Origin of the sequence: Klebsiella sp. PL-2018 (assembly GCF_019048985.1) — a bacterium.
Taxonomy (GTDB): Bacteria; Pseudomonadota; Gammaproteobacteria; order Enterobacterales; family Enterobacteriaceae; genus Klebsiella; species Klebsiella michiganensis.
The window spans coordinates 1,183,614-1,206,785 of record NZ_CP077673.1 but is presented as its reverse complement, the minus strand read 5'-3'; the positions used below and the strand labels follow the sequence as shown (position 1 = coordinate 1,206,785).

Genomic DNA, 23,172 nt, shown 5'->3' with positions numbered 1-23,172 from the left:
GCCTGTATTCTTTGTGTTTATAGCTTCTCGGTGCTCAGTCTGGAACAACTGCTCTTTCTGGATGGAAGAACAAAAGACACTGGATGCCAATATGAAGAACTCCTAGGTTGTACATACTAAAAAAAATATTTAATGATTTAAATCAAGAGTTTGTGTGGCCCAATCAGATCTAAAATAGAATTTTCAGCAATCTATAGAACTGTTCAGCGTCTTATGCACCTAAACTGATGCTTCTAAGCTTACGTGCATATACAAAAAAACCCGCAAGAGCGGGTTTTTTTGTAAAGCTTTAGATAGGCGGCTAAGCCGTTTATAGGCGACGTAAGGCTGGAAGCCGTTCCAGTTCCTTACCAGATGTGTACATGATAGACAGATTATTAAGATAAGTCAAGTGCCTTCGAGAATCTCGCGTCTTATATGCAACTCTTCATTAATCATCTGCTGAATTTCCAGAAGAGATTTGTGCGAGTATAACTGTTGATAGTGTTCTTCTACAAGCGTCATGAGGGCTTCGTAGTTTACTATCTTTTCCTTTTCATTCTGGAGAACAGAATTTAATCTAATGATTTCTGACTTATTGGCTTCGTTTTCAGTGTAAATCAAAGGGTATTTTTTCTTAAGTTCAGGATAATCCTGAAAACCAATTGATGATGATAAAGCGTCATCAAGGCACTTTTTATCGGCTTTAGTTAATTTGTTTGGATATCCAGTTGAGCGTTCCGGACCTTTTCTACTCTTTTGTACCACGGGAAAGGCTAGTGGGGCAAATATTCTGTTTAATGAAACTGTTTCTATCATTCCGCATAGGGCAAAGGAACGCTTCGTTGTATCATTGTAATGGATAAGTTGTTGAGTAGATTGGGAACTAACTTCAAATATAGATTTATCCCCAGCATTTGAAGGTATTTTTGATGTGATAGGTACAATTTGTATTCCAGATGGGGATGCCTTAATGACGATTGCCAATCTGCGTTTATGCATTTCTCCAGACTGCTTTTGATCGGGATAACGTTTGCAGGACCTTGTATCGCCACTTTGCTTCTTTATGGAGTAAATATATCCATAATCAACCTCAACTAACGTACCTTTATGAAGATTGCTTATTACAGAATTACGTTGATTGTATGTTTGAGATAGATAAATCTCGTCATTGTTTATTCCTCGCAATTCTAAATCAACAAATATATCTGTTACGGAAGGATGACTTACAGAAACTACCTTCCAACGATGTCCGGCATATCCCGAAAACATCTTGGTGATAGTTATGGTGTGGCCAAAATAATTTATATCTGGAAATAGTACTTCGGTTATACCATGACTTTCCTCTACTCCCAGTATGGTAGAGGTATTACTAGCTAATCTGTATGTAGTTTGCATATTAGTTTCTTATTGGTCGAAATATCAATATTAATATCTAAACTTCGTACAAGGCGCAGATGCGTTGAGTAAATAACACAGTGCTATATCTTTCATTATACTAACATAAAATGATAGTTTACAGCGGAGAGTGATGATGAAAAACTGGTCAACGGAACACACCAAAGAAGTGAAAAAATGGTTGGATATCAATACCTATCGAGGATTTGAAGATCTGACTCTTATACAGCTTTACCATGAGCTGCTTGCAAGGACGCTGTTCTTTAAGCCTTATCATGAGGAATTCGAAGCAGAAGCGGTCAGGCTTTACATCGACAGGATCTTCACTGGAAAACCGTTTCTAATCACAGAAAAACACCTTGGTTATCTCACCAGGGAAGATACTCTCTATCAACCTCCTCATTTCTTTTTGACGACAATAGAGAGATTGGCTCAAATCAGTATCGTCGGATTACGGAACTCATTATTTTTTTGGGATGGTAGTGATGAATATTCAGTTAACAGGGAGTTTCTCGATAGCCCTGTATCGGAAGTTTTACCAAAATTGTTCAGGGATACGGTTATGGTCGAAATAGACCTTGCGAATGGAACTGATGAGGAAATAGCTGAATCTTTGAAAGCCGCGCTACCTCAATGGCGTAAAGTACGGGGTATTGAAGCCGATACATCTGATTCGATCAGGTTTGGCTATGGGACCATCAAGAAAATCATCAACTACAGACTCATACCCATGATCGACATCCTTGTATGGTCAACTCTGCACAAGGTTCGCATATCAGAAGATCGACTTTCACGCCTCCTTTACACCGACGATGATGATGAAGAGCAGACCCGCCTCAATCACCAAATTCGGGACACAGACAGACCACTGGCGATAAAAGCAGCCAGTATACCTTTCATCCGTCAGTTCCACCTGTTCATCAACAAAAATAGTCATCTCAAAAACATCAGAGTTTCAGACGTGATGAAAATCGCGGATTCTGATAAAGACTGATATTCATACACTTGGCGATCTGAAGGTCGCTCTTTTTGCTGGTGATTCAATCGTATATTCATTTCCGTCAACATAGATGAGGGAAATACCATGAATCAGCCATGCACACGTCTTATCCGCCTGTCAGAAGTGATGAATAAAACCGGATTTGGTAAGGCTTGGATTTATCGTCTTATCAGCCAAAATCGGTTTCCACAGCCTGTAAAGATCGGTATTCGTGCTATTGCTTTTATCGAAAGCGAAATCGATGAATGGATTCAATTAACTATCGAGAATTCAAGAAAGCATGTTGCTTAAGAGGAATGTTGCTACATCGATCTTTTAACTTTTAATAATATTAAGAAAATAAATTTAGAGACCTTATAAGTTCACTGACTGAGTTTCGTAAAAAAACGAGGTTTTGTAAAGTTTCAATCTAAAAAATTAGTATATTTAACGTAATTCTTTACCTTTTTTCTGGCAGAGCTTTTGCTATAAGGTTTAGAGATGGTTTTCTTAATATCGGGTATGGATACTATCTACTAGCCGTACCTGTTTCTTTCACGTGAAAGAAATTTTTTTAAATATTTAAATTCATTATAAATAAAGCCATATATAACAAAAAAATTTGCAAAATTTAAATTGATAAAATAAAGATAAGCCGTAGTGATTACTAAATGTAAAGTTTTTGGAGGGTTATTATAATGTCATATCAAATAAAAAAATTTGTGATGAGCAATGGCGAACGAGGATGTTTGGTTCTCGATAAAGAAACACAGTTGCCTGTTTATTATCAAAATCTCTATCTTACAACCAATGTCAGGAATAGAAGTGCGACCGCATCAACGATGGAGATAGTTGCAACAAACTTACTAATACTAAGCAATTTCCTCAAAAGCAGGAAAATAAATATAATTGATAGGATTGAAATTAAGGAGTTCCTAAGTGTAGCAGAAGTGGATGACCTGATCCGTTATGCAAGGCAGAGATTTGGGTAATGACTCCAACTTACTGATAGTGTTTTATGTTCAGATAATGCCCGATGACTTTGTCATGCAGCTCCACCGATTTTGAGAACGACAGTGACTTCCTGCCCAGCCTTGCCAGATGCTGCCTCAGATTCAGGTTATGCCGCTCAATGCGCTGCGTATATCGCTTGCTGATAACGTGCAGTTCTCCCTTCAGGCGTGATTCATAAAGCGGCCAGCCATCCGTCATCCATACCACGACCTCAAAGGCCGACAGCAGGCCAAGAAGACGCTCCAGCGTGGCCAACGTGCGTTCACCGAATACGTGCGCCACAACCGTCCTCCGTATCCTGTCATACGCGTAAAACAACCAGCGCTGGCGTGATTTAGCGCCGACGTAACCCCACTGTTCGTCCATTTCCGCGCAAACAATGACGTCACTGCCCGGTTGTATGCGTGAGTTTACCGACTGCGGCCTGAGTTTTTTAAGTGTCGTAAAATCGTGTTGAGGCCAACGCCCATAATGCGTGCACTGGCGCGACATCCGACGCCATTCATGGCCATATCAATAATTTTCTGGTGTGTACCGGGCTGAGAGGCGGTGTAAGTGAACTGTAGCTGCCATGTTTTACGGCAGTGAGAGCAGAGATAGCGCTGATGTCCGGCAGTGCTTTTACCGTTACGCACCACGCCTTCAGTAGCTGAACAGGAGGGACAGCTGATAGAAACAGAAGCCACTGGAGCACCTCAAAAACACCATCATACACTAAATCAGTAAGTTGGCACCATTACCTATAGTCACTATTGGGCAGTACATGGAATAATACACCAGGGCATGCATTTGTTGGATGGTCGCTATTAATAGCTCCACATAGATTTTGTAATTCTGGCGTATTATCAAAAAAGAGCTCAATTTTAATCTCAGGTAGACTAATGTTTTCACCTCTTTGTCTTCTTTCAACAAAATCAGCGACTAGCTCTGTATTAAACCAATACGGATTTAATTCATCATTAGCTCCTTTTCCGTTGATTCTGCCTGTTAGCGCTAAGGCTATTGCTTCCATTAGGGTTGATTTTCCAACCTCATTTCCCCCAACTATCAGGTTAAGCTTTGGATTTGGCTCTAAAATCAATTGCTTGTAGATTCTGTAACCTGAGATTTTAATCTTTTTTATCACATTCTATTCCTTGGCGCATAAGCCAGCTAAACCAACAATGAAGTGTGTATTCTAGGAACTGTATAACACTTTAATTCACTAGATTTTAGTGTGTTAGCCGTAATTATTGATCGTTAGCAAAAAAATCCTTCTAAATAACACATATGTTTTTTCGAATGTAAATATTGATTTTGGTCCTTATGGGAGTATCCTAACTTCAATAGGACAGGAGGCCAGATGTCACTAACATCCTTACAACTCTTCAAAAACCTCTCCGATGAAACCCGTCTAGGGATCGTACTGCTGCTCAGAGAGATGGGAGAGCTGTGCGTGTGCGACCTTTGCACTGCGCTAGAACAGTCACAGCCCAAGATCTCCCGCCATCTGGCAATGCTTCGGGAAAGTGGCCTATTGCTGGATCGCAAGCAGGGGAAATGGGTTCATTACCGCTTATCTCCGCATATTCCTTCCTGGGCTGCTCAGGTGATTGAGCAGGCCTGGTTAAGCCAACAGGACGACATACAGGCCATCGCCCGTAAGCTGGCATCGGCAAACTGCTCTGGTAGCGGTAAGGCTGTTTGCATCTAAAAAATTTGCCTGAACATATATGATTTTACGAATGTGAGGTATTCAGAATGAAAACGTTAACGGTGTTTGACCCGGCAATGTGCTGCAGTACCGGCGTATGTGGCTCAGATGTCGATCAGGTTCTGGTTGATTTTTCTGCTGATGTGCAGTGGCTGAAAGGACGTGGTGTACAGGTTGAACGTTACAACCTGGCGCAGCAGCCCATGAGCTTTGTTCAGAATGAGAAAGCGAAAGCATTCCTCGAAGCGTCTGGAGCAGAAGGGCTTCCGCTACTGCTGTTGGACGGTGAAACGGTGATGGCTGGGCGATACCCAAAACGTGCTGAGCTGGCTCGCTAGTTCGGTATTCCGCTGGAGAAGATAGGGTTAGCTCCCACCAGTTGCTGTGGTGGTAATACTTCCTGTTGCTGAATATGTCAGGAGGACATATAAAATTCTTACAGAATATCTCGCCTTACCTGTTTTTTACCGGCAAGGGTGGTGTAGGAAAAACTTCTATTTCCTGCGCGACGGCTATCCGCCTTGCTGAACATGGTAAGCGGGTTTTGCTGGTCAGTACCGATCCGGCTTCCAATGTCGGCCAGGTATTCGATCAGGCTATCGGTAATACCATTCGCCCTGTGACGGCAGTTCCTGGGCTTTCTGCTCTGGAGATTGACCCGCAGGAAGCCGCCCAGCAATACCGCGCCAGAATCGTTGATCATATCAAAGGTCTTCTGCCTGATGACGTTGTTAACAGTATCAGCGAGCAGCTTTCAGGAGCCTGTACCACTGAGATTGCGGCGTTTGATGAGTTCACCGGCTTATTGACAGACGCTTCCCTGCTGACCCGTTTCGATCACATCATTTATGATACAGCGCCGACGGGCCACACGATTCACATTCTCCAGCTTCCCGGTGCCTGGAGTTGCTTAATTGAAAGCAATCCAGATGGTGCTTCCTGTCTTGGCCCAATGGCCGGGCTGGAAAAGCAGCGTGAGCAGTATGCTCATGCGGTAGCGTTAATGCTGAAGCAGGATCCCCGCCCTGAAAGACGGGGATATAAGGGGGTCCGCTAACGGCCCGCATTCCCCCTCTCTTCAGAAGAAGTCAGGCAGGCGGTAAGGCGTCGCTTTATTTGACCTTTCTTATCGCCTTCGGCTGTTTTACAGACTTTTTGGATGCCTGTGTCTTCAGCATTTCAATATACGCGTTCACATTCCGGGCTCGCCGTACTGCTCTCGCCCCCACTGCAACGCAGTATTAATCAACCTCTCCAGCAGTTGTTGCGCCTGCTGCCCTTTCTCCGGAAGATAAGCAAAGCTCTCCTCATCCATATAGCAGCACTGGGCCATTTCTAGCTGAACAGCATGAATATGGTTGGCGGGATCGCCATAGTGACGGGTGATATATCCGCCCTTAAAGCGGCCATTGAGTATCCGGCTATACTGCGGGAACGCATTGCAGCTTGCCAGCAGCGCCTGGCTAAGCTGCGTCGAACAGCTGGCGCCGTCCGCCGTACCAAAGTTCAGATCCGGCAGTCGCCCTTCAAACAAGCGCGGCACCACGGATTTGATCGAGTGCGCATCCCACAACAGCGCATAGCCAAATTTCTCACGCAGACGTGCCAGTTCAGCGGCAAGCGCCTGGTGATAAGGCTGCCAGACCTGTTTTAGGATCGCGTCCTTCGCCGCCGCGTCAGGCGCACCGCCCGGCACGAACAGGGCTTCTCCGTCAAAAAAGATATCGGTAAACAGCCCGGTTGTCGCCGTGCTGTAAAGCGGTTTATCATCCGCCGGGCGATTGATATCCACCACATAGCGGGAATAGCGGGCGCATAACGTGCTGGCTCCCATATCCGCGATGGTCTGATAGAGCAAGGGAATATGCCAGTCGGTATCTTCCAGACGCTTCGCCCTCGGCGTGAGCCCCTGGTCGACTTCGGGGGTTAATAACGTTCCCGGGTGGGGCATACTGACCAGAAGCGGCAGGTTCCCCTGCTGCAAATCAAACGCCTTAATCACAATAAACCTCCTTACCTTGATAAATCACCTGTTTCGAAAGGGAGCCTCCCAGCCAGTAGCTTAGCTCCGCCGGATGAGCGATATCCCACGCCACGAAGCTGGCCTCTTTTCCGGCTTCCAGAGAACCACAAACGGTATCCAGCCCCAGCGCCTTCGCGCCGTTAAGCGTCACGCCAGCCAACGCCTCTTCCGGCGTCATGCGGAATAGCGTACAGGCCATATTCATCATCAGACGCAGGGACAACACCGGCGAGGTGCCGGGATTTAAATCGCTGGCGAGGGCAATCGGCACCCGGTACTGACGCAGCAGATCCAGCGGCGGTAGCTGTTTCTCACGCAGGAAGTAATAGGCGCCCGGCAGCAGCACCGCCACCGTCCCATGGCGTGCCATTGCGGCGATATCTTCTTCGCACAAATATTCCAGATGATCCGCCGACAGCGCATGGTAGCGAGCGGCCAACGCCGCCCCATGCTGTAGCGTTAGCTGTTCAGCATGGAGCTTCACTGGCAGCCCCAGTTCCCGGGCCTTCTGAAAGACCCGCTCCACTTGCGAGGGCGAAAATGCCAGGTGTTCGCAGAACGCATCCACCGCATCCACCAGCCCTTCCTGATGCAGTTCCGGCAGCAGTCGTTCGCAAATATAGTCAATCCAGGCATCCGCCCGCTCCTGATACTCGACGGGCACCGCATGGGCCGCCAGGCAGGTACTGCGCACGGTCAGCGGCAATATGTCGCCTAAACGGCGGATCGCCCGCAGCATTTTACGTTCGTTAGCCAGATCCAGGCCGTAGCCGGATTTGATCTCTAGCGCCGTTACGCCGTCCCGGCACAGCTCCCGGATACGCTGCCGCGCGCTCTCCAGCAACTGGCTTTCGCTGGCCTGTCGCGTGGCGTTGACTGTACTGGCGATCCCGCCGCCGCCAGCCGCGATCTCCGCATAGCTCGCCCCGTTGAGACGCATTTCAAATTCCCGGGCCCGGTCGCCGCCAAACACCGCGTGGCTATGACAATCCACCAGTCCCGGCGTGACCACCCTGCCCTGCAAATCCACCCGCTGCGCAACGGGCAAGTCCGGCAATTCTGCCCGGTTCCCGACCCATAACAGCACTGCGCCGTCGGTCAGCATCGCGCCATCGTCAAGCAACTGATAATGCCCTGCGGCCATGGTGGCGATCCGGCAGTGGTGCCAAAGGGTATACATGGCGCTCTCCTTTAACGACTGATGGCGGCGCCAGCCGCCGCTGCGGACTGCGCTTTGCGCAGGACATAGTAGAGCCCCGCCGGTAGCGCCAGCCCAATGAGCCAGGAGATATCGATACCGCCCAGCATCTTCACAAATGGGCCGGAATAGAATCCACTATCAATAAACGGCGTCTGTACCGCCACTCCAACGAGATAAACCCCGAGCCCCGTCACATTCCACGCCCGATATTTCCCGTTCGGATCGTTCAGCGCCTCCATGTCTATAGCCTGATGGTTGAAGAAATAGTAATCCACCAGGTTAATCGCGCTCCACGGTGTAAAGAAAGTTAACAGAAACAACAGGAAGGATTTAAAAGCCGACAGGAAAGAGTGTTGCCCGATAATCGCGATAGCGGTCGCCAGGGTAATAATCATCGCCAGCACCAGCAGACGTACCGACTGGCTTACGCGCACTCGCTGCTTCCCGCAGCTGTACACCGTCGCCAGGCACATCAGGCTGCCGTAGGCATTCAGGGTATTGATCGTCAGTTTACCAAACGCGATGCTCAGATATAACAGCGTGGCAATCGCGCCGGTGCCGCCCAGGCCGACGATATAGTCCACCTCATGACCGACCAGTTTTCCCTGCGAGAGAGCGGCAGCCAGCACCCCGACGGTCATGGCGATTTGCGCGCCAATCACCGAACCGCTCCCGACGGCGAAAAAGACCTTCCCGGGAGAGGTGCTGCGCGGTAGATAGCGGGAATAATCGGCAACATAGGGGCCAAAGGTGATCTGCCAGGAAGCCGCAAGGCCGGTGGCGGTTAAAAACGTACTCCAGCTAAAGGGTCGGATACTCAGCAGGTCGCCAATAGCCGGAAAGGAACTGATTTTCCACAGCAGGTAGATAAACGCGATAATCCCCACCAGGCTCGCCAGCTTACCCAACAGGTGGATCAAACGATAGCCGACATAGGCGATAACCAGCGTGGCGGCAGCAAAAAGCAGAATGCCGCTGGTTTCCGTAGTATGGAAAACCGCTGAGATCGCCTGGCCGGACAGCACCGCCCCGGTGGCGATAAAGCCAAGGTACATCAGGCAGACCAGCAGAATCGGCAGGCAGGCGCCGTAGACGCCGAACTGTACCCGGCTGCTGATCATCTGTGGTATCCCCAGCTGCGGCCCTTGCGCGGCATGCAATGCCATCACAATCCCACCGGCAATCTGCCCCAGCATAAGACCGGCCAGCGACCAGAAAACATCCCCGCCGAATAAAATAGTTAATGCGCCAGTGACCATGGCGGTGATTTGCAGGTTAGCCCCCAGCCACAGGGTGAACTGGCTAAAAATGCTACCGTGGCGTTCACCGTCAGGGATGGGTTCAATAGAACGTGTTTCGATGTATGTTGTGTTGTTATTATTCATGGCAGCACTCCGGTGAGGCGAAGGGGATACATTGCCCCCTTCGCCGGAGAAATTAGTCCGCAATCATTGGCAAGTTGAGTCCTTGCTCTCTGGCGCATTCAATCGCGATGTCATAACCCGCATCCGCATGGCGCATCACACCGGTGGCCGGGTCGTTGCTCAGCACCCGGGCGATGCGCTCCGCCGCTTCATCGCTGCCGTCGCATACAATGACGACGCCGGAGTGCTGGGAGAAGCCCATCCCTACGCCGCCGCCATGGTGCAGGGAAACCCAGGTCGCTCCACTGGCGGTATTCAGCAGCGCGTTCAGCAACGGCCAGTCGGAGACCGCGTCGGAGCCGTCCTGCATCGCTTCCGTTTCGCGGTTAGGGCTGGCAACGGAGCCGGAGTCAAGATGATCGCGGCCGATCACGATCGGTGCCGACAGCTCGCCGCTGCGGACCATTTCGTTAAACGCCAGGCCCAGCCGGGCGCGCTGTCCCAGGCCGACCCAGCAGATCCGGGCCGGCAGCCCCTGGAAGCTGATGCGCTCTCTGGCCATATCCAGCCAGTGGTGGAGGTGTTCATCATCGGGTATGAGCGCTTTAACTTTCGCGTCGGTGCGGTAGATATCCTGCGGATCGCCGGAAAGCGCCGCCCAGCGGAATGGGCCAATCCCCCGGCAGAACAGCGGACGAATATAGGCGGGAACAAAGCCTGGGAAGTCAAAAGCGTTTTCCACCCCCATCTCTTTCGCCATCTGGCGGATGTTGTTGCCGTAATCGAAGGTGGGAATGCCCTGCTGCCTGAAGGCGAGCATGGCTTTAACGTGTTCGGCCATTGAAGATTTCGCCGCGTTGATCGTCTCCACCGGGTGGGACTGCGCGCGAGCGCGGTAGTCTTCCCAGCTCATGCCCAGCGGCAGATAACCGTTGAGGGGATCGTGTGCGCTGGTCTGGTCGGTCACCATATCCGGGCGCACGCCGCGTCTTACCAGCTCCGGTAAAATTTCCGCCGCGTTGCCATGCAGCGCGATGGATACCGCTTCTCCTTTTGCGGTATAGCGGGCGATGCGGGTCAGGGCGTCATCCAGGTCGCTCGCCTGCTCATCGACGTAGCCGGTACGCAGACGGAAGTCGATACGCGACTGCTGGCATTCAATATTCAGCGAACAGGCTCCCGCCAGGGTTGCGGCCAGCGGCTGGGCGCCGCCCATGCCCCCCAGACCCGCTGTCAGCACCCAGCGTCCGCGCAGGCTACCGTTATAGTGCTGGCGCCCGGCTTCCACAAACGTTTCGTAAGTGCCCTGAACAATGCCCTGGCTGCCGATGTAGATCCATGAGCCGGCCGTCATTTGCCCGTACATCGCCAGACCTTGTGCATCAAGCTCGTTGAAGTGCTCCCAGTTTGCCCAGTGCGGTACGAGGTTGGAGTTGGCGATCAGCACCCGCGGGGCGTTGTCGTGGGTTTTGAAAACCCCCACCGGTTTACCGGACTGGATCAACAGCGTTTCATCATCATTGAGCTGCTTCAGGGTCTCAACGATCTTGTCGTAGCATTCCCAGTTGCGGGCCGCCCGGCCAATACCGCCGTACACCACCAGCTCTTTTGGATTTTCGGCGACATCAGGATCCAGGTTGTTCATCAGCATGCGCAGCGGCGCCTCTGTGAACCAACTTTTTGCGTTCAGCTTAGTGCCTCGCGGGGCTCTGATTTCAACATCGCGAAAACGGGTTGCTTGTTTACTCATGCGCTTTACCTTCTTATCCGTTACCTGTCATATGTTAATTAATTGTTAGTTTTGTTATTTGCATTTTAATTGTATATACATGATAAGCATATTGGATGCCAGGTTAGCAATTAATTTATAAAATCAATAAAATTCAACAAATTAACATAAAAACAGAAGAACATACTGCGCTATACACTCGTGAACACACCGTGATGATGGGCCATTACGGTGCAAAAATACAGCTCTCTGCCTTATTTTTGTGCACCAAAACATCACAAAAAGATAACACCAGTGCATTTTCTATCTCGTCATGACTTCTTATCTCGCCATAGACGGCAGTACCAGATAACGCAAATAAACTATAAGTAATTGTTTTAAAATAATTAAATAACCATCTCATTACATACCCCTCTGGCAGTGGCACAAGTTTTGCTAGTTGTACATACAAGATTATACATAGCAGCATTTTGTCGCGTGACTCCCCTGCATTCGGGAACACCACACACAACAATCAGAGGCGTGAAGATGATTACCTTCCAGAATGTGACTAAGCACTACGACAACGGTTCGGTCGTAGTAGATGGCCTTAGCCTGGTAGCGCCGGGGGGCAAAATTACGGTATTTGTCGGCCCTTCGGGCTGTGGAAAAACCACCTCATTGCGGATGATTAACCGGTTAGTGGAACCATCATCGGGCCGGATCCTGCTTAACGGCGAAGCCACCGAGCAAATGGATATCGTGCAACTGCGCCGCCGTATTGGCTATGTCATTCAAAATGCAGGTTTATTCCCCCATAAAAATAATATCGACAACATTGCCACCACCGCGATTCTCAACGGCGCCGCCAAAAGTAAAGCCAGAGCCAGAGCCGGGGAATTACTGGAAGTCGTCGGTCTGGATCCGCAAATCGCCAAACGCTTCCCCTGGCAGCTTTCCGGAGGCCAGCAGCAGCGCGTGGGCGTTGCCCGCGCCCTGGCGGCAGACCCGGAGTTTATGTTGATGGACGAACCGTTCAGCGCGGTCGACCCGGTGGTCCGCGAACAGCTGCAGGAAGAGTTTTTGCGTATTCAGAAAGAGGTGAGCAAAACCATCATTATGGTCACTCACGATATTGATGAAGCCATGAAGCTCGGCGATCTGGTCGCGGTACTTAAACCTGGCGGCAAGCTGGCGCAGATGGCCTCCCCAGGCGAACTGCTCAATACGCCGCAAAACGCCTTTGTGGCGGACTTTATCGGCAAAGACAGAGGCTATCGCAAACTGAGTTTCCACGCCGCCGACACAGAAACCGGGTTACGCGACGAGCCCTATGCCGAGCTGGACTGTTCCTTCGAGCAGGCCAAAGAGATGGCCATCGACCGCTGGCTGCTGGTTACCCAAAACGGCAAAGCGTTTGGCTGGTTCGACACCCATCAGCCGGCAACAGCAATTACCCACGACAACATCAATCTGGGGGCGACGTTCCACCAGCAGGGGAGCCCGTTGCGCCATTTGCTGGACGCTGCGCTGAGCTCGCCCAACCATCGGGCCGTGATCGTCGATGAACGGCAAATCCCGCAGGGGACCATCCACCTCGATCAAGTACTCGACATGTGTAAATCCACGCGCCAGGAGGGAGCATGAGATTCGATTGGCTATGGGCGCAGAGCGATAAAATCTTCAACCTGTTTCTCTGGCACAGCTATCTCGCAATTGTGCCGGTAGTGATAGGGTTAATTCTGGCGATCCCCGTCGGCTGGGGCATTCACCACCTGCCATCGGTCAAGTCGGCGATCGTTAACCTGTTTGGCCTACTCTATACCATTCCGTCACTGGCGCTGTTTGTGCTGCTGCCCCCGCTGCTCCACACGCAGATTCTGGACCCCATTAATGTTGTGGTCGCACTGACCATCTACAGCTTTGCGCTACTGGTTCGCACCGTCTGCGACGGGCTGGACTCCGTATCGGCCGATACCCGTCAGTCCGCGGCAGCGCTCGGGTATAAACCCGCTCAGCAGTTTTTCCAGATCGACCTGCCGCTGGCCGTGCCGGTGATTGGTTCCGGCCTGCGCGTTGCCGTGGTGTCTAACGTCAGTATCGTTTCCGTCGCGGCATTAATTGGCGCACCGCAGCTCGGCTCGCTGTTTACCCTGGGCTTCCAGCTGCAATTTCTGACGCCCATCATCGCCGGGATCGCGCTCAGCATCATTCTGGCGCTGCTGCTGGATATGCTGGTGGTTTACGCCACTCGTCAACTCAGCCGCTGGCAACCTCAGAGAGGATAATTATGCTTACCTGGTTTATGGATCCCATCCACTGGTTTGGTGAGGGCGGCATTTTCCCCCTTCTGGCGCAGCACATCAGCTATAGCGCTGTCGCTCTGGCGATCGCCTTTATCATCGCGTTTCCCGTCGGCTGCTACACCGGCCATACCGGCAAAGGGGAAGGCCTGCTCATCGGTACCACCAACGCCCTGCGCTCCCTGCCCTCATTTGGGCTGATTATTCTGCTGGTGATTTTACTTTCCGGCGAGTTTGAGTCCGATATGGCCTTTATTCTGCCCTGTATTCTGGTGCTGGTGGCGCTGGCGCTCCCGCCGATTGCGCTGGGTGTGCATGCGGGTATTCGCGCGCTCGATCCCTATGTCCTTGATGCCGCTCGCGGCATGGGGATGACGCGGCTGCAGATCCTGCTACAGGTGGAGTTGCCCTGCGCGCTTCCGCTGATCCTCTCCGGCGTGCGCAGCGCCACGTTGCAGATTATTTCCACCGCCACCATCGCAGCCTATGTCTCGCTGGGGGGATTCGGACGTCTGATTATTGACGGACGCGCGGCGAACGATTTCAGCCAGATGATCGCCGGCGCCATGCTGGTGGCGCTACTGGCTTTACTAATCGACTGCTTGTTCTCTTTCTCGCAAAAAATAGTCGTTTCACCCGGTATTACCCGGCGTATTAAAAACCCATAACCTCATTCCACTGCTCAAAAGGATACCTCAATGAATATGAAAAAACGTATTTTGACGCTGTGTTCAGCGCTGCTGCTGTCGGCGACCTCATCGGCCTGGGCCGCGCCGAAAGTCATTGTCGGTTCTGCAGACTTCCCGGAAAGCCAACTGCTGGGCACCATTTATGCGGGTGCGTTAGAAGCGCAAAATATCCCGGTGGAGAAAAAGCTGAACATCGGCAGCCGCGAAGTGTATATCCCGGCGCTGCTGGACGGTTCCATCACGCTGATCCCGGAATACAGCGGCGCGCTGTTGAGCTATCTGGATGCGAAAAATGCGGCACACGGTAGTGAGGATGTCGCCAGAGAGCTGGCCGCTAAGCTGCCGGAGAAAGTTAAAATGCTGCAGATCTCCCAGGCTCAGGATATCGACGTTCTGGCCGTGACGCAGAAAACCGCCGATAAATATAAACTGAAAACCATCGCCGATTTACAGCCTGTTGCCAGCCAACTGGTGCTGGGCGGCCCGGCGGAATGGAAAACCCGCCATGAGGGGCTCTCCGGCCTGCGCGACGTGTACGGGCTGAACTTTAAGAGTTTTAAAGTGCTGGATGTCGGCGGGCCGCTGACGCTCAGCGCCATGAAAAATAACCAGGTCCAGGTCGCCGATCTGCTTTCAACCTCGCCAGCAATCAAAAAAGATCGCCTTGTCGTGCTGGAAGACACAAAACATCTGTTCGCGGCGCAAAATATTGTGCCAATCGTCGCCAGTGAAGCGCTGAATGACGCCGTGACCACCACGCTGAACAAAGTCTCTGCTCAGCTAACGACTGAAGATCTGATCGACATGAACGAGCAAATTGCCGAATTTGTCAGCATCGACGATATCGCGCATCAGTGGCTGGTAAAACACGGATTTAGCCAATAAGGTCGCAGACATGACAACTCCTCTGAACTGCAGCATTACCCTCGGGCAGGCACCGGGTACTGTGGATGAGATAGTGCGGATTGCCGACGGCGCGCCGATCGCGCTGGAGAAGGCCGCGCTGGATAATATGGCGCGGGTCAGCAGCCGTATTCAGCGCGCCATTGAACAAGGTCAGGTAATCTACGGGCTGACGACCGGCGTCGGCGATCTGGTCACCACCCGGCTTTCCCCGGACAGGATGACGGATACTCAGCTGAATATGCTGCGCAGCCACGCCTGCGGAGTCGGTCCAGACCTGACGGTGCGTGAAGTGCGGGCCATGATGGCGGTGACGTTAAAATCCCTGCTGCAGGGATACAGCGGCGTTACCCCGGCGCTGGCGCAGCGTATCGCCGATATGTTGAACCGTCAGGTCACGCCGTGGTCACCCGCCGGCGGCTCCGTCGGTTACCTGATTGCCACCGCCCATATCGGCCTTGCGGTCTTCGGCGAGGGCAAATGCTGGTATCAGGGAGAACTGCTGCCGGCGCAACAGGCGCTGACGCGGGCGGGTATCCCGCCCTATGTTCCCGGTCCCAGAGAGGGTCACGCGTTGGTCGGCGGTACCTATGAGATCACCGCGCTGGGCTGCCTGGCCGTGGCGGATTTCCAGCGTCTGCTCCCCGTCGCCGATATGGCGGGCGGGATGTGCCTCGAGGCCATGCGGGGCAATACGCGCGGCTACGATGCCCGCCTGCACGCCCTGCGCCCTCATCCCGGACAGCAGGAAACCGCGCAAAACCTGCGCCGCCTGCTAAAAGGCAGCGAGATCCTGGCGCGTTATCGCGACCACCGGGTTCAGGACGCGCTTAGTTTACGCTGTATCCCCCAGATCCACGGCGCGGTGCGCGACCAGCTGACCCACTGTCGACAGATTATGACCATCGAACTCAATTCGGTGACCGATAATCCGCTGTTTCTGGTAGAAGAAGACAGGCTTATCGTGATGCCAGGGGGCAACGGTCACGGTGCGCCAACGGCGCTGGCGCTGGATGCGCTGGCCGTTGCGATTGCCCAGTTGAGCACCGCTTCCCAGGCCCGTTGCGACCGAATAACCAATACGCATCTCAGCGGGCTGCCGGCCTTTCTTATCTCGCCGGATTCGGGGTACTCCGGGATGATGATCCCACCCTACGTCGCCGCTGCGCTGGCGGGCGATAACCGCAGTCTGGCCGGCCCGGCCAGTATCCACACGGTATCCACCTGCGCCGGTCAGGAAGATCATGTCAGCATGGGAGTTGCCGCCGCACGTAAAGCGCTTAAGGCGGTAGAAAACGCCGTGGACATCGTCGCCATCGAACTGCTGTGCGCCTGTCAGGCGCTGGAGTTCCATCGCCCGCTGCGTGCCGCCGTGGGCAGCGAGGCGACGCTGGAGAGAGTGCGTCAGGCGGTGCCGTTCCGGGATAAAGATACGCTGCTCTACCCCGATATACATGCGCTACGCGCCCTGATTAATCAGGGCGAACTCAGCGCGATGCTGCAGGCATTGTGCGAAGAGGAGTGACAACAGGCGCCGCAGAAGGAGCCCGCGGCGTGATTAAAGGGGAACCAGCGTGATGCGGGCCAGACGCGCGCCCGGAGAGTCCTGGATAACCAGCGCCACCGCTTCATCCACCAGCAGGCTGTCGTAATGTTCCAGTAAATAGCGTTGGTCGCCGATGCTCACCCGCAACGCGGGCCCGGCATTAAACAATATCCGCAGTCCGCCCTGATGCGACCACGTCCCCGCCCCGCACCAGCTCACCGTCGCCCGCAGAGCGGCTTCCCGGTAAATCACATTAAAATCCAGCAGCGGGCCGCCGACAATCTCACAGGATACGCCGCTCGCGCCGTTAAACCCCAGCGCCTGGAAAGGCGCAATCAATGCGCTGCGCTGCCCATCGATTGTCAGGTACATCCCGCCGCCTTCCAGCACGCTGATATTGCGCAGGTAGCCGGGAAATGCGGAGAACGGACCAGGCTGGCGAATGGTCGCCAGGGAAATACGCCAGTCATATTCCCCCGCTTCCGGATAGCGGGCCACTTCGCGCGTCACGCCCTGGCCGTTTTTCCAGGGCATTTCCGTATACAACCCGGCAGGGAGCAGACGGATCATTTGCGCATGCTCCCTTCCAGGCGGTAACGCGGACCGGGATAGACCAGGCGCACGCTGGTGACGATTTTCTTCTCCTGACGGCCGGTCCACGTCCGACGATTGACCAGCAGACAAGGCGTATGTTCATCAATTTCCAGGTAAACACACTCGGCCCGCGTGACGTTGACCGCTTCAATAACGTGTTCGCCTTCAACAATCGGCGCAATTGAGGAGAGATAGGCGTTCGGCGTGATACGTGTAAAATCCTGCTGCAGGTAGTCCGGCACAACCTGCATATTCACCAGTCGGTCTTCCAGCATAACCGGTACGCCATTTTCATAATGGCAAATCAGCGAATGGTACAGACCGCAACCCTGCTGCATGCCAAAGCTGAACGCCTGCTGGGCATCGGCTTCGATTTCCGTCAGTCTGAAGACTCTGGCGTGGTGGCGATGGCCACGGCTGGCGATTTCGTCAGCGATATTGTTAATGTCCAGCAGCGCCGACTGGCCGCGAATTTCGGCGACAAAAGTACCGACCCCCTGCATCCGCACCAGCAAGCCCTCCGCGGTCAGCTCTCGCAACGCGCGGTTAATCGTCATTCTGCTATAGCCAAACAGCGTGACCAGTTCGCTTTCAGAAGGAACACGGTAATTCGCGGGCCATGCCCCGCTGTGGATCTTGGTTTTGATCATGGCCTTTACCCTTTCATAAAAGGGGGCGGGATGTTCAAGTAACTCATCCATGGAATCCGAATTTGACAGGTCGTTACGCGCCATTAACCATTCCTCATATGCTGACGTTGTCAGTTTACTCTATGACCTGTTAGATGTATATATATGTACATGTATATACATTAGCACTGATAATAAGGTGGTAAAATGGCAGTCTGGTTGGCAGAAAAAGCGCTGTTGCCTGATGGCTGGGCAAATAATGTCGGCATAACCGTGTCCGAAGAAGGCATCATAACCGCGCTGGAAAAGAACGCAGCGCCGAATCCGCAGGCGACGCGCATCAAAGGGGTCGTCGTGCCGGGTATGCCGAACCTGCACTCCCATGCCTTCCAGCGGGCGATGGCCGGGTTAACGGAGGTGGCGGGAAATCCGTCGGATAGCTTCTGGACCTGGCGGGATCTGATGTACAGGCTGGTAGATAAAATTACGCCAGAACAGCTGGAAACCATCGCCAGCTATCTGTACATCGAAATGCTCAAAGCCGGGTACACCTCGGTCGCCGAATTCCACTATCTGCATCACAGCAGCAGCGGCGCGCCTTATGAAGAGCGGACGGAATTAGCGCTGCGTATCGCCAGCGCGGCGAAACATACCGGCATCGGCCTGACGCTGCTGCCCGTCCTGTACAGTTACGCCGGGTTTGGCGCGCAGCCGCCCTCCGTTGGACAGCGCCGCTTTATCAACGATAGCGACAGCTATCTGACAATGTACGAGTCGCTCACATCGCGGCTGGCCGGCGAGCCAATGCAGCGTACCGGTCTGTGCTTCCACTCATTACGGGCCGTTACGCCGGAGCAGATTGGCGCCATTCTGGCCTGCCATCCTGGCCAGCAGCCGATTCATATTCATATTGCTGAACAGCAAAAAGAGGTGGATGACTGCCTGGCCTGGTCCGGCGAGCGCCCGGTGGAGTGGCTGTACAACCATCTCCCCGTGGATTCGCGCTGGTGCCTGATCCACGCCACTCATCTGACGCCTCAGGAAACGATGAAGATCGCCACATCCGGTGCGGTGGCCGGCCTGTGCCTGACCACCGAAGCCAATCTCGGCGATGGCATATTCCCTGGCCCACAATATCTGGAGCATAACGGCGTCTGGGGAATTGGTTCCGACAGCCACATTAGCGTCAGCGTCAGCGAGGATTTACGCTGGTTCGAATACGGGCAGCGCCTGATAGCCCAGCGCCGCAACCGGCTCATCGTCCCAGGCGAGCCTCACGTCGGCAACGTTCTGTATCAAGGGGCGCTACGAGGCGGCGCCAGAGCGCTGGGCCAAAACATTGGCCAGCTAAGCGTAGGATATCGGGCCGATCTGGTCGTATTGGATAGCCAGAATCCCTTTATCGCCAGCGCAGAAGACCAGATGCTGCTCAACCGCTGGATCTTCGCCTGCTCATCTAATCCCATTACCGCGGTGATGACTGGCGGACGCTGGGTGATTGAGGATGGGCATCACCATAAAGAAGAATCTGTCTCTCAGGCATTTATTCAGGTAATGAAAGATCTTGCAGCCTGATATCGAAAAAAGCGGTTCACCGACGGTGAACCGCTTTGTTTTCGGAGGTATTCAAAGTAAAAGCCTCGGGCGATTCACTGAATCCAATAAGCCAGCCCCGCGGCGAAGAGCATTGAAAGCAGGACCGATGCCAGGCCAGGCAGCAGAAAAGGGTGATCGATAATATGTCGGCCCAGTCTGGTGGAGCCGGTATCATCCAGCTCTACCGCCGCCAGCAGCGTCGGATAGTTTGGCAAAATAAAAAGAGAAGCCGTTGCCGGGAAGCAGGCAACCAAAATAGCAGGGGCAACGCCCATACTCAGCGCGGCGGGGAATAAAATTTTTGTGGAGGCCGCCTGAGAATACAAGAAGCATGAGGCCGCCATAATAATAATGGCCAGCATCATGGGCGAATCCAGCAAGTGTGACGAGACCGCGCTTTGCAACCACTGTTGATTACTGTCCATAAAGGTTGAACCCAGCCAGGCGACGCCGAGAATACAGATGCAGGAGGTCATCCCGGTTTTAAATACCGAGCCGGACGGGACCTTGTGTACGTTAACCCGGCAGCACACCACAATCAGCAGCGCAACGCCCATCATCACCCCTACCCGCGCCTGTCCGCTGCTCATGACCGGATGGGCAATCAGCCCGAGTTTCGGACTGGTGACAATCGCATAAACCAGCACCACAACCAACCCGACGATAAAAATCAGCACCGAACGACCGGCGCAGGGCGGGATCGCCCGCGCAGTCCTTGCCTGCACCTGAACCGGATTGTCATTGAGCCGATCCTGCTGGCGGATCCTGTCCCAGCACAGGTAAAAAACGGAGGTGACCAGCAGCGCCAGAAAGGTGGACGGGATTGATACCGCAATAAGCTCAATATAGCCCCAGCCAGAATGGCCTTTTTCCAGAATCCCCGAGAAGAAAATCACCGCCGCAGAAATGGGCGACGCCACAATGCCCAGCAAAGAGGCGCCGACCGAAAGAGCAAGCGCCCGGGTGGGTTTTATATTGTTCTCTTTCGCCACGCCGACAATAACCGGCATACAGGCAAAAGAGACCTGCCCGGTGCTGGCCATCATGGTTAATAGCCAGGTGGAAAGCGGCGCGGTGATGACTAACAATCGCGGATAGCGGCGCAGCAGTCGCTCGGTGAGGTCAACAAGGTATTCAATACCGCCGGCCTCCTGCATGGCGGCAATCGCCACGATCACCACCATGATAAATACGATAACCAGCATCGGCATATCACCCGGCGTGGCGCCGAGCGCGCTGAGAACAATCACGCCGGCGCCGCCGGCAAACCCCACGCCGATCCCCCCGACCCGCATGCCGATGTACAGAAACAGCAGCACCACCAGAAACTGAACCAATATCATACATTACCTCCACGGCTCCCTGTCCGGCATTAACCCTTTACATGATTAAATGGCCTGCAAGTCCTGGCCGCCGGGCAAACGCGCTCTCACCCTGTTTTTGGATACAAAACGATAACTTATCGCGCTACCGCGGCATCGCTGCGCACGCTATTTATCAGGCATCCGATCTGCTCAATCTCGACTTCCACCCTGTCCCCGGGCTGCATAAAGAGCGGCGGGGTACGTTTTTTTCCGATGCCTCCGGGCGTGCCGGTCAGAATGACATCCCCCGGAGAGAGCGCGCTGAAGGTGCTGATATACGCAATAAGTTCGGCAATTGAATACAACATGCTGCCCGTATTATCCTGCTGCACCGTCTGGCCATTCAGTCGGGTGGTAATATTCAGATTTTGCGGGTCGGGGATAGCGTCCGCGGTCACCAGCCAGGGGCCGAAGCCGCCCGTCGCTGGCCAGTTTTTGCCGCCGGTAAAGCAGGCATGCTGCCAGTCGCGCACGGAGCCATCCATATAGCAGCTGTAGCCGGCAACATAATGCAGCGCCTCCTGCTCTGGTATATTGCGTCCTCCACGGCCCATCACCAGCGCCATTTCGCCTTCATAGTCAAACTCATTGCTGCGTTCCGGCTTTAGGAGCGGTGCCAGATGCCCGGTCTGTGAATCCGCAAAGCGGATGAATAGCACTGGGTTAGAGGGCTTCTCGTCACCGGCAGCGTTTTTATCGCGATAATTCACGCCAGCGCAGATAATTTTTTTCGGTTCAGTAATGACCGGCAGGAAAGCGATCTCGTCGAAAGAATAGTTCGCCTGTTTCGCAGACGGCGGCAGAGTATCAACAAGATGAAGATGCGGTATAAATTCCAGCAGGCTGCCATATTGAGGAAACCGCGCCTGCAGATCGATGACGCCGTCAGCGGTCGCCAGGCCATATTTGTTTTTATCATTAACGCGAAAGCTTAATAGTTTCATAAATCACCCAGCAATATACAGAGGTGAAAGCCCCGACGTTATGATGAAGAGCAGCAAAAAATACCGGGGCGAAGTAACCGATGATCCGCAATACAGTAAGCGATATCTCTGCATTGCGGATTAACAACAGACGCAGAATAAATTAACCGACGCGGCCCAGCTCAGCGGCGCGCATGGCGTCGTGGATCTCTTTTTCAGCGCCATTTTCGAGCGGCAGCAGCGGAGAGCGAACGGTGGCATGTTCAAGGATCCCGCGCGCAACCAGAGCATGTTTAAGGGCCACGGTACCTTCCATGTGCGAACCGCGGTGGTAGACGCTTTTGGTCACCGGCAGCAGTCGGTCGTGCAGCTCACGCGCTTTAACGTAATCGCCCGCTTTACCCGCCTTAATCATTTCAATTAACGGCTCAGGCGCGATATTGCCGTAGCCGACCAGGAAGCCATCCACATCAAAGGCGGTATGCAGCAGATATTCATCGTGGCAGCTTAAGATTTGCAGATCCGGACGCTCGCGGCGAATAACCGGAATTTCGGTATCCCAGCGGCGCATATTACGTACGCCATTCTTCATGGCAAATACGCCCGGCTGCGCGGAGATATCCAGCAGCGTTTTCAGGTTGTAGGTGGCTTTAGTGACATCCGGATACTGGAAAAGAATCAGCGGCAGGCCGCTTTCTTCGTACACCACGCGGTAGCGATCCTGAGGCGCGCCATCCTGATAGCCAAAGCGCAGCCAGCCGTGGGAAGGATAGAGCAAACCGGCGGATGCGCCGGCGGCAACGGCGCGCTTCGCCTCCAGCGCAGCCACTTCCGTCCCTTCCCCGGTGATGCCGGCAATAATCGGAAGCTTATCATCCACGGACTTCACAAACGCGCGGATCACATTCGCCTGCTCTTCCTGGGTCAGAAAAGTCCCCTCCCCTGCGTGTCCCAGCACCACCAGACCTTTCACCCCGTCGATGCTGCCCAGCCAGCTGCCGAGGCGCTGAATGGCATCATAGTCTACGCGTCCATCGCGAGTGAAGGGTGTAACCGGAGCCGGAGTCAAACCTCTCAGATCGATGTTAATCATAAATATCCCCTTGATGAGTAAGCATTTGTTTACGGTTAAGCGATTCTTTGAAACGGAAGTGAAATCGTTTCTGCAATCGTTTTCACGACGTTGACATTGAACCTCAAAAATAAAACCGTCAACGCCATGTTGGTTAAAAATGCAATGCAGATCACAAACTAAACCGCGATCTG

General features: G+C 53.2%; 22 protein-coding genes and 3 pseudogenes. 12 read left to right on the top strand and 13 right to left on the bottom strand.

From position 1 onward, the window contains the following. Positions 1 to 387: 387 nt before the first annotated feature. Positions 388 to 1,377 carry a type II toxin-antitoxin system PemK/MazF family toxin gene (locus MKleb_RS05615; protein WP_217076514.1) on the bottom strand — a complete coding sequence of 330 codons (990 nt, stop codon included), beginning with the start codon at positions 1,375 to 1,377 and terminating at the stop codon, positions 388 to 390. Between the two features lie 136 nt (positions 1,378 to 1,513). Between MKleb_RS05615 and MKleb_RS05610 the strand changes: the two genes are divergently transcribed. The 3 genes and pseudogenes from MKleb_RS05610 to MKleb_RS29860 form a co-directional block, all read left to right on the top strand. Continuing rightward, on the top strand, positions 1,514 to 2,371 hold the full coding sequence (locus MKleb_RS05610) for a DUF6387 family protein (protein ID WP_217076743.1): 858 nt from the start codon (positions 1,514 to 1,516) through the stop codon (positions 2,369 to 2,371). Positions 2,372 to 2,461: 90 nt separating this feature from the next. After that, on the top strand, positions 2,462 to 2,668 hold the full coding sequence (locus MKleb_RS05605; protein ID WP_001075424.1) for a helix-turn-helix transcriptional regulator: 207 nt from the start codon (positions 2,462 to 2,464) through the stop codon (positions 2,666 to 2,668). Between the two features lie 386 nt (positions 2,669 to 3,054). Beyond that, positions 3,055 to 3,342, top strand: a pseudogene (locus MKleb_RS29860) (site-specific integrase); the annotation flags it as partial. 16 nt (positions 3,343 to 3,358) lie between these two features. Here the strand turns inward: MKleb_RS29860 and MKleb_RS05600 are convergent. Together MKleb_RS05600 and MKleb_RS05595 are read right to left on the bottom strand one after the other, a co-directional pair. Further along, a protein-coding gene (locus MKleb_RS05600) for an IS1 family transposase (RefSeq protein WP_223274117.1) occupies positions 3,359 to 4,056 on the bottom strand; the annotation gives its coding sequence in 2 pieces (ribosomal slippage) (positions 3,359 to 3,807 and positions 3,807 to 4,056; 699 coding nt in all). A gap of 50 nt (positions 4,057 to 4,106) precedes the next feature. Then, positions 4,107 to 4,496 (bottom strand): AAA family ATPase, encoded by a 390-nt coding sequence (locus MKleb_RS05595; protein ID WP_217076513.1) that lies wholly within the window; start codon positions 4,494 to 4,496, stop codon positions 4,107 to 4,109. Between the two features lie 216 nt (positions 4,497 to 4,712). Here MKleb_RS05595 and arsR point away from each other — a divergent pair, with 216 nt between their 5' ends. The 3 genes and pseudogenes from arsR to MKleb_RS05580 form a co-directional block, all read left to right on the top strand. Then, positions 4,713 to 5,063: an As(III)-sensing metalloregulatory transcriptional repressor ArsR gene (gene arsR / locus MKleb_RS05590; RefSeq protein WP_025107231.1), complete on the top strand. Its 351-nt coding sequence runs from the start codon at positions 4,713 to 4,715 to the stop codon at positions 5,061 to 5,063. A gap of 47 nt (positions 5,064 to 5,110) precedes the next feature. Then, a pseudogene (gene arsD / locus MKleb_RS05585) lies at positions 5,111 to 5,473 on the top strand (arsenite efflux transporter metallochaperone ArsD). A 17-nt stretch (positions 5,474 to 5,490) separates the two neighbouring features. Next, positions 5,491 to 6,096 (top strand): annotated as a pseudogene (locus MKleb_RS05580) (TRC40/GET3/ArsA family transport-energizing ATPase); the annotation flags it as partial. A gap of 159 nt (positions 6,097 to 6,255) precedes the next feature. On the opposite strand, the gene hutG reads toward MKleb_RS05580, so the two are convergent. The 5 genes from hutG to MKleb_RS05550 form a co-directional block, all read right to left on the bottom strand. Next, entirely contained in the window at positions 6,256 to 7,065 is an 810-nt protein-coding gene (hutG, locus tag MKleb_RS05575) for an N-formylglutamate deformylase (RefSeq protein ID WP_025107233.1), read from the bottom strand. Continuing rightward, positions 7,058 to 8,266: an imidazolonepropionase gene (gene hutI / locus MKleb_RS05570; protein WP_025107234.1), complete on the bottom strand. Its 1,209-nt coding sequence runs from the start codon at positions 8,264 to 8,266 to the stop codon at positions 7,058 to 7,060. Before hutI ends, hutG begins: the two co-directional genes overlap by 8 nt. Before the next feature lie 11 nt (positions 8,267 to 8,277). Beyond that, positions 8,278 to 9,672 carry a purine-cytosine permease family protein gene (locus tag MKleb_RS05565; protein ID WP_217076512.1) on the bottom strand — a complete coding sequence of 465 codons (1,395 nt, stop codon included), beginning with the start codon at positions 9,670 to 9,672 and terminating at the stop codon, positions 8,278 to 8,280. 52 nt (positions 9,673 to 9,724) lie between these two features. After that, a complete protein-coding gene (hutU, locus tag MKleb_RS29855) occupies positions 9,725 to 11,401 on the bottom strand; it encodes a urocanate hydratase (protein ID WP_064378319.1) in 1,677 nt (558 codons plus the stop codon). Positions 11,402 to 11,606: 205 nt separating this feature from the next. After that, on the bottom strand, positions 11,607 to 11,783 hold the full coding sequence (locus MKleb_RS05550; RefSeq protein WP_157835620.1) for a hypothetical protein: 177 nt from the start codon (positions 11,781 to 11,783) through the stop codon (positions 11,607 to 11,609). Positions 11,784 to 11,908: 125 nt separating this feature from the next. Between MKleb_RS05550 and MKleb_RS05545 the strand changes: the two genes are divergently transcribed. From MKleb_RS05545 to MKleb_RS05525, 5 genes are read left to right on the top strand one after another with little or no spacing between them, the layout of a single operon-like run. Continuing rightward, entirely contained in the window at positions 11,909 to 13,006 is a 1,098-nt protein-coding gene (locus MKleb_RS05545; RefSeq protein ID WP_217076511.1) for an ABC transporter ATP-binding protein, read from the top strand. Beyond that, positions 13,003 to 13,647: an ABC transporter permease gene (locus MKleb_RS05540; RefSeq protein WP_004848024.1), complete on the top strand. Its 645-nt coding sequence runs from the start codon at positions 13,003 to 13,005 to the stop codon at positions 13,645 to 13,647. The genes MKleb_RS05545 and MKleb_RS05540 overlap by 4 nt, the downstream gene beginning before the upstream one ends. 2 nt (positions 13,648 to 13,649) lie before the next feature. Next, on the top strand, positions 13,650 to 14,330 hold the full coding sequence (locus MKleb_RS05535) for an ABC transporter permease (protein ID WP_014228066.1): 681 nt from the start codon (positions 13,650 to 13,652) through the stop codon (positions 14,328 to 14,330). Positions 14,331 to 14,360: 30 nt separating this feature from the next. Continuing rightward, positions 14,361 to 15,236 carry an ABC transporter substrate-binding protein gene (locus MKleb_RS05530; protein ID WP_004848020.1) on the top strand — a complete coding sequence of 292 codons (876 nt, stop codon included), beginning with the start codon at positions 14,361 to 14,363 and terminating at the stop codon, positions 15,234 to 15,236. Between the two features lie 10 nt (positions 15,237 to 15,246). Continuing rightward, on the top strand, positions 15,247 to 16,779 hold the full coding sequence (locus tag MKleb_RS05525; RefSeq protein ID WP_163586120.1) for an HAL/PAL/TAL family ammonia-lyase: 1,533 nt from the start codon (positions 15,247 to 15,249) through the stop codon (positions 16,777 to 16,779). 33 nt (positions 16,780 to 16,812) lie between these two features. Here the strand turns inward: MKleb_RS05525 and MKleb_RS05520 are convergent, their stop codons facing one another. Together MKleb_RS05520 and hutC are read right to left on the bottom strand one after the other, a co-directional pair. Then, positions 16,813 to 17,370 (bottom strand): HutD/Ves family protein, encoded by a 558-nt coding sequence (locus MKleb_RS05520; protein ID WP_032748106.1) that lies wholly within the window; start codon positions 17,368 to 17,370, stop codon positions 16,813 to 16,815. Beyond that, on the bottom strand, positions 17,367 to 18,128 hold the full coding sequence (gene hutC / locus MKleb_RS05515; protein ID WP_004848014.1) for a histidine utilization repressor: 762 nt from the start codon (positions 18,126 to 18,128) through the stop codon (positions 17,367 to 17,369). Before hutC ends, MKleb_RS05520 begins: the two co-directional genes overlap by 4 nt. A gap of 102 nt (positions 18,129 to 18,230) precedes the next feature. Between hutC and MKleb_RS05510 the strand changes: the two genes are divergently transcribed. After that, positions 18,231 to 19,598, top strand: a complete 1,368-nt coding sequence (locus MKleb_RS05510) for a formimidoylglutamate deiminase (protein WP_014228062.1) — start codon at positions 18,231 to 18,233, stop codon at positions 19,596 to 19,598. 74 nt (positions 19,599 to 19,672) lie between these two features. On the opposite strand, the gene MKleb_RS05505 is transcribed toward MKleb_RS05510, so the two are convergent. From MKleb_RS05505 to MKleb_RS05495, 3 genes are all read right to left on the bottom strand, one after another. Continuing rightward, positions 19,673 to 20,962 carry an anaerobic C4-dicarboxylate transporter family protein gene (locus tag MKleb_RS05505; RefSeq protein WP_004848008.1) on the bottom strand — a complete coding sequence of 430 codons (1,290 nt, stop codon included), beginning with the start codon at positions 20,960 to 20,962 and terminating at the stop codon, positions 19,673 to 19,675. Positions 20,963 to 21,078: 116 nt separating this feature from the next. After that, the gene (locus MKleb_RS05500) at positions 21,079 to 21,927 is read right to left on the bottom strand and encodes a fumarylacetoacetate hydrolase family protein (RefSeq protein ID WP_102803745.1); all 849 of its coding nucleotides are present in this window, start codon (positions 21,925 to 21,927) and stop codon (positions 21,079 to 21,081) included. 142 nt (positions 21,928 to 22,069) lie between these two features. Beyond that, positions 22,070 to 22,999: a dihydrodipicolinate synthase family protein gene (locus MKleb_RS05495; RefSeq protein WP_004848004.1), complete on the bottom strand. Its 930-nt coding sequence runs from the start codon at positions 22,997 to 22,999 to the stop codon at positions 22,070 to 22,072. Positions 23,000 to 23,172: the final 173 nt, after the last annotated feature.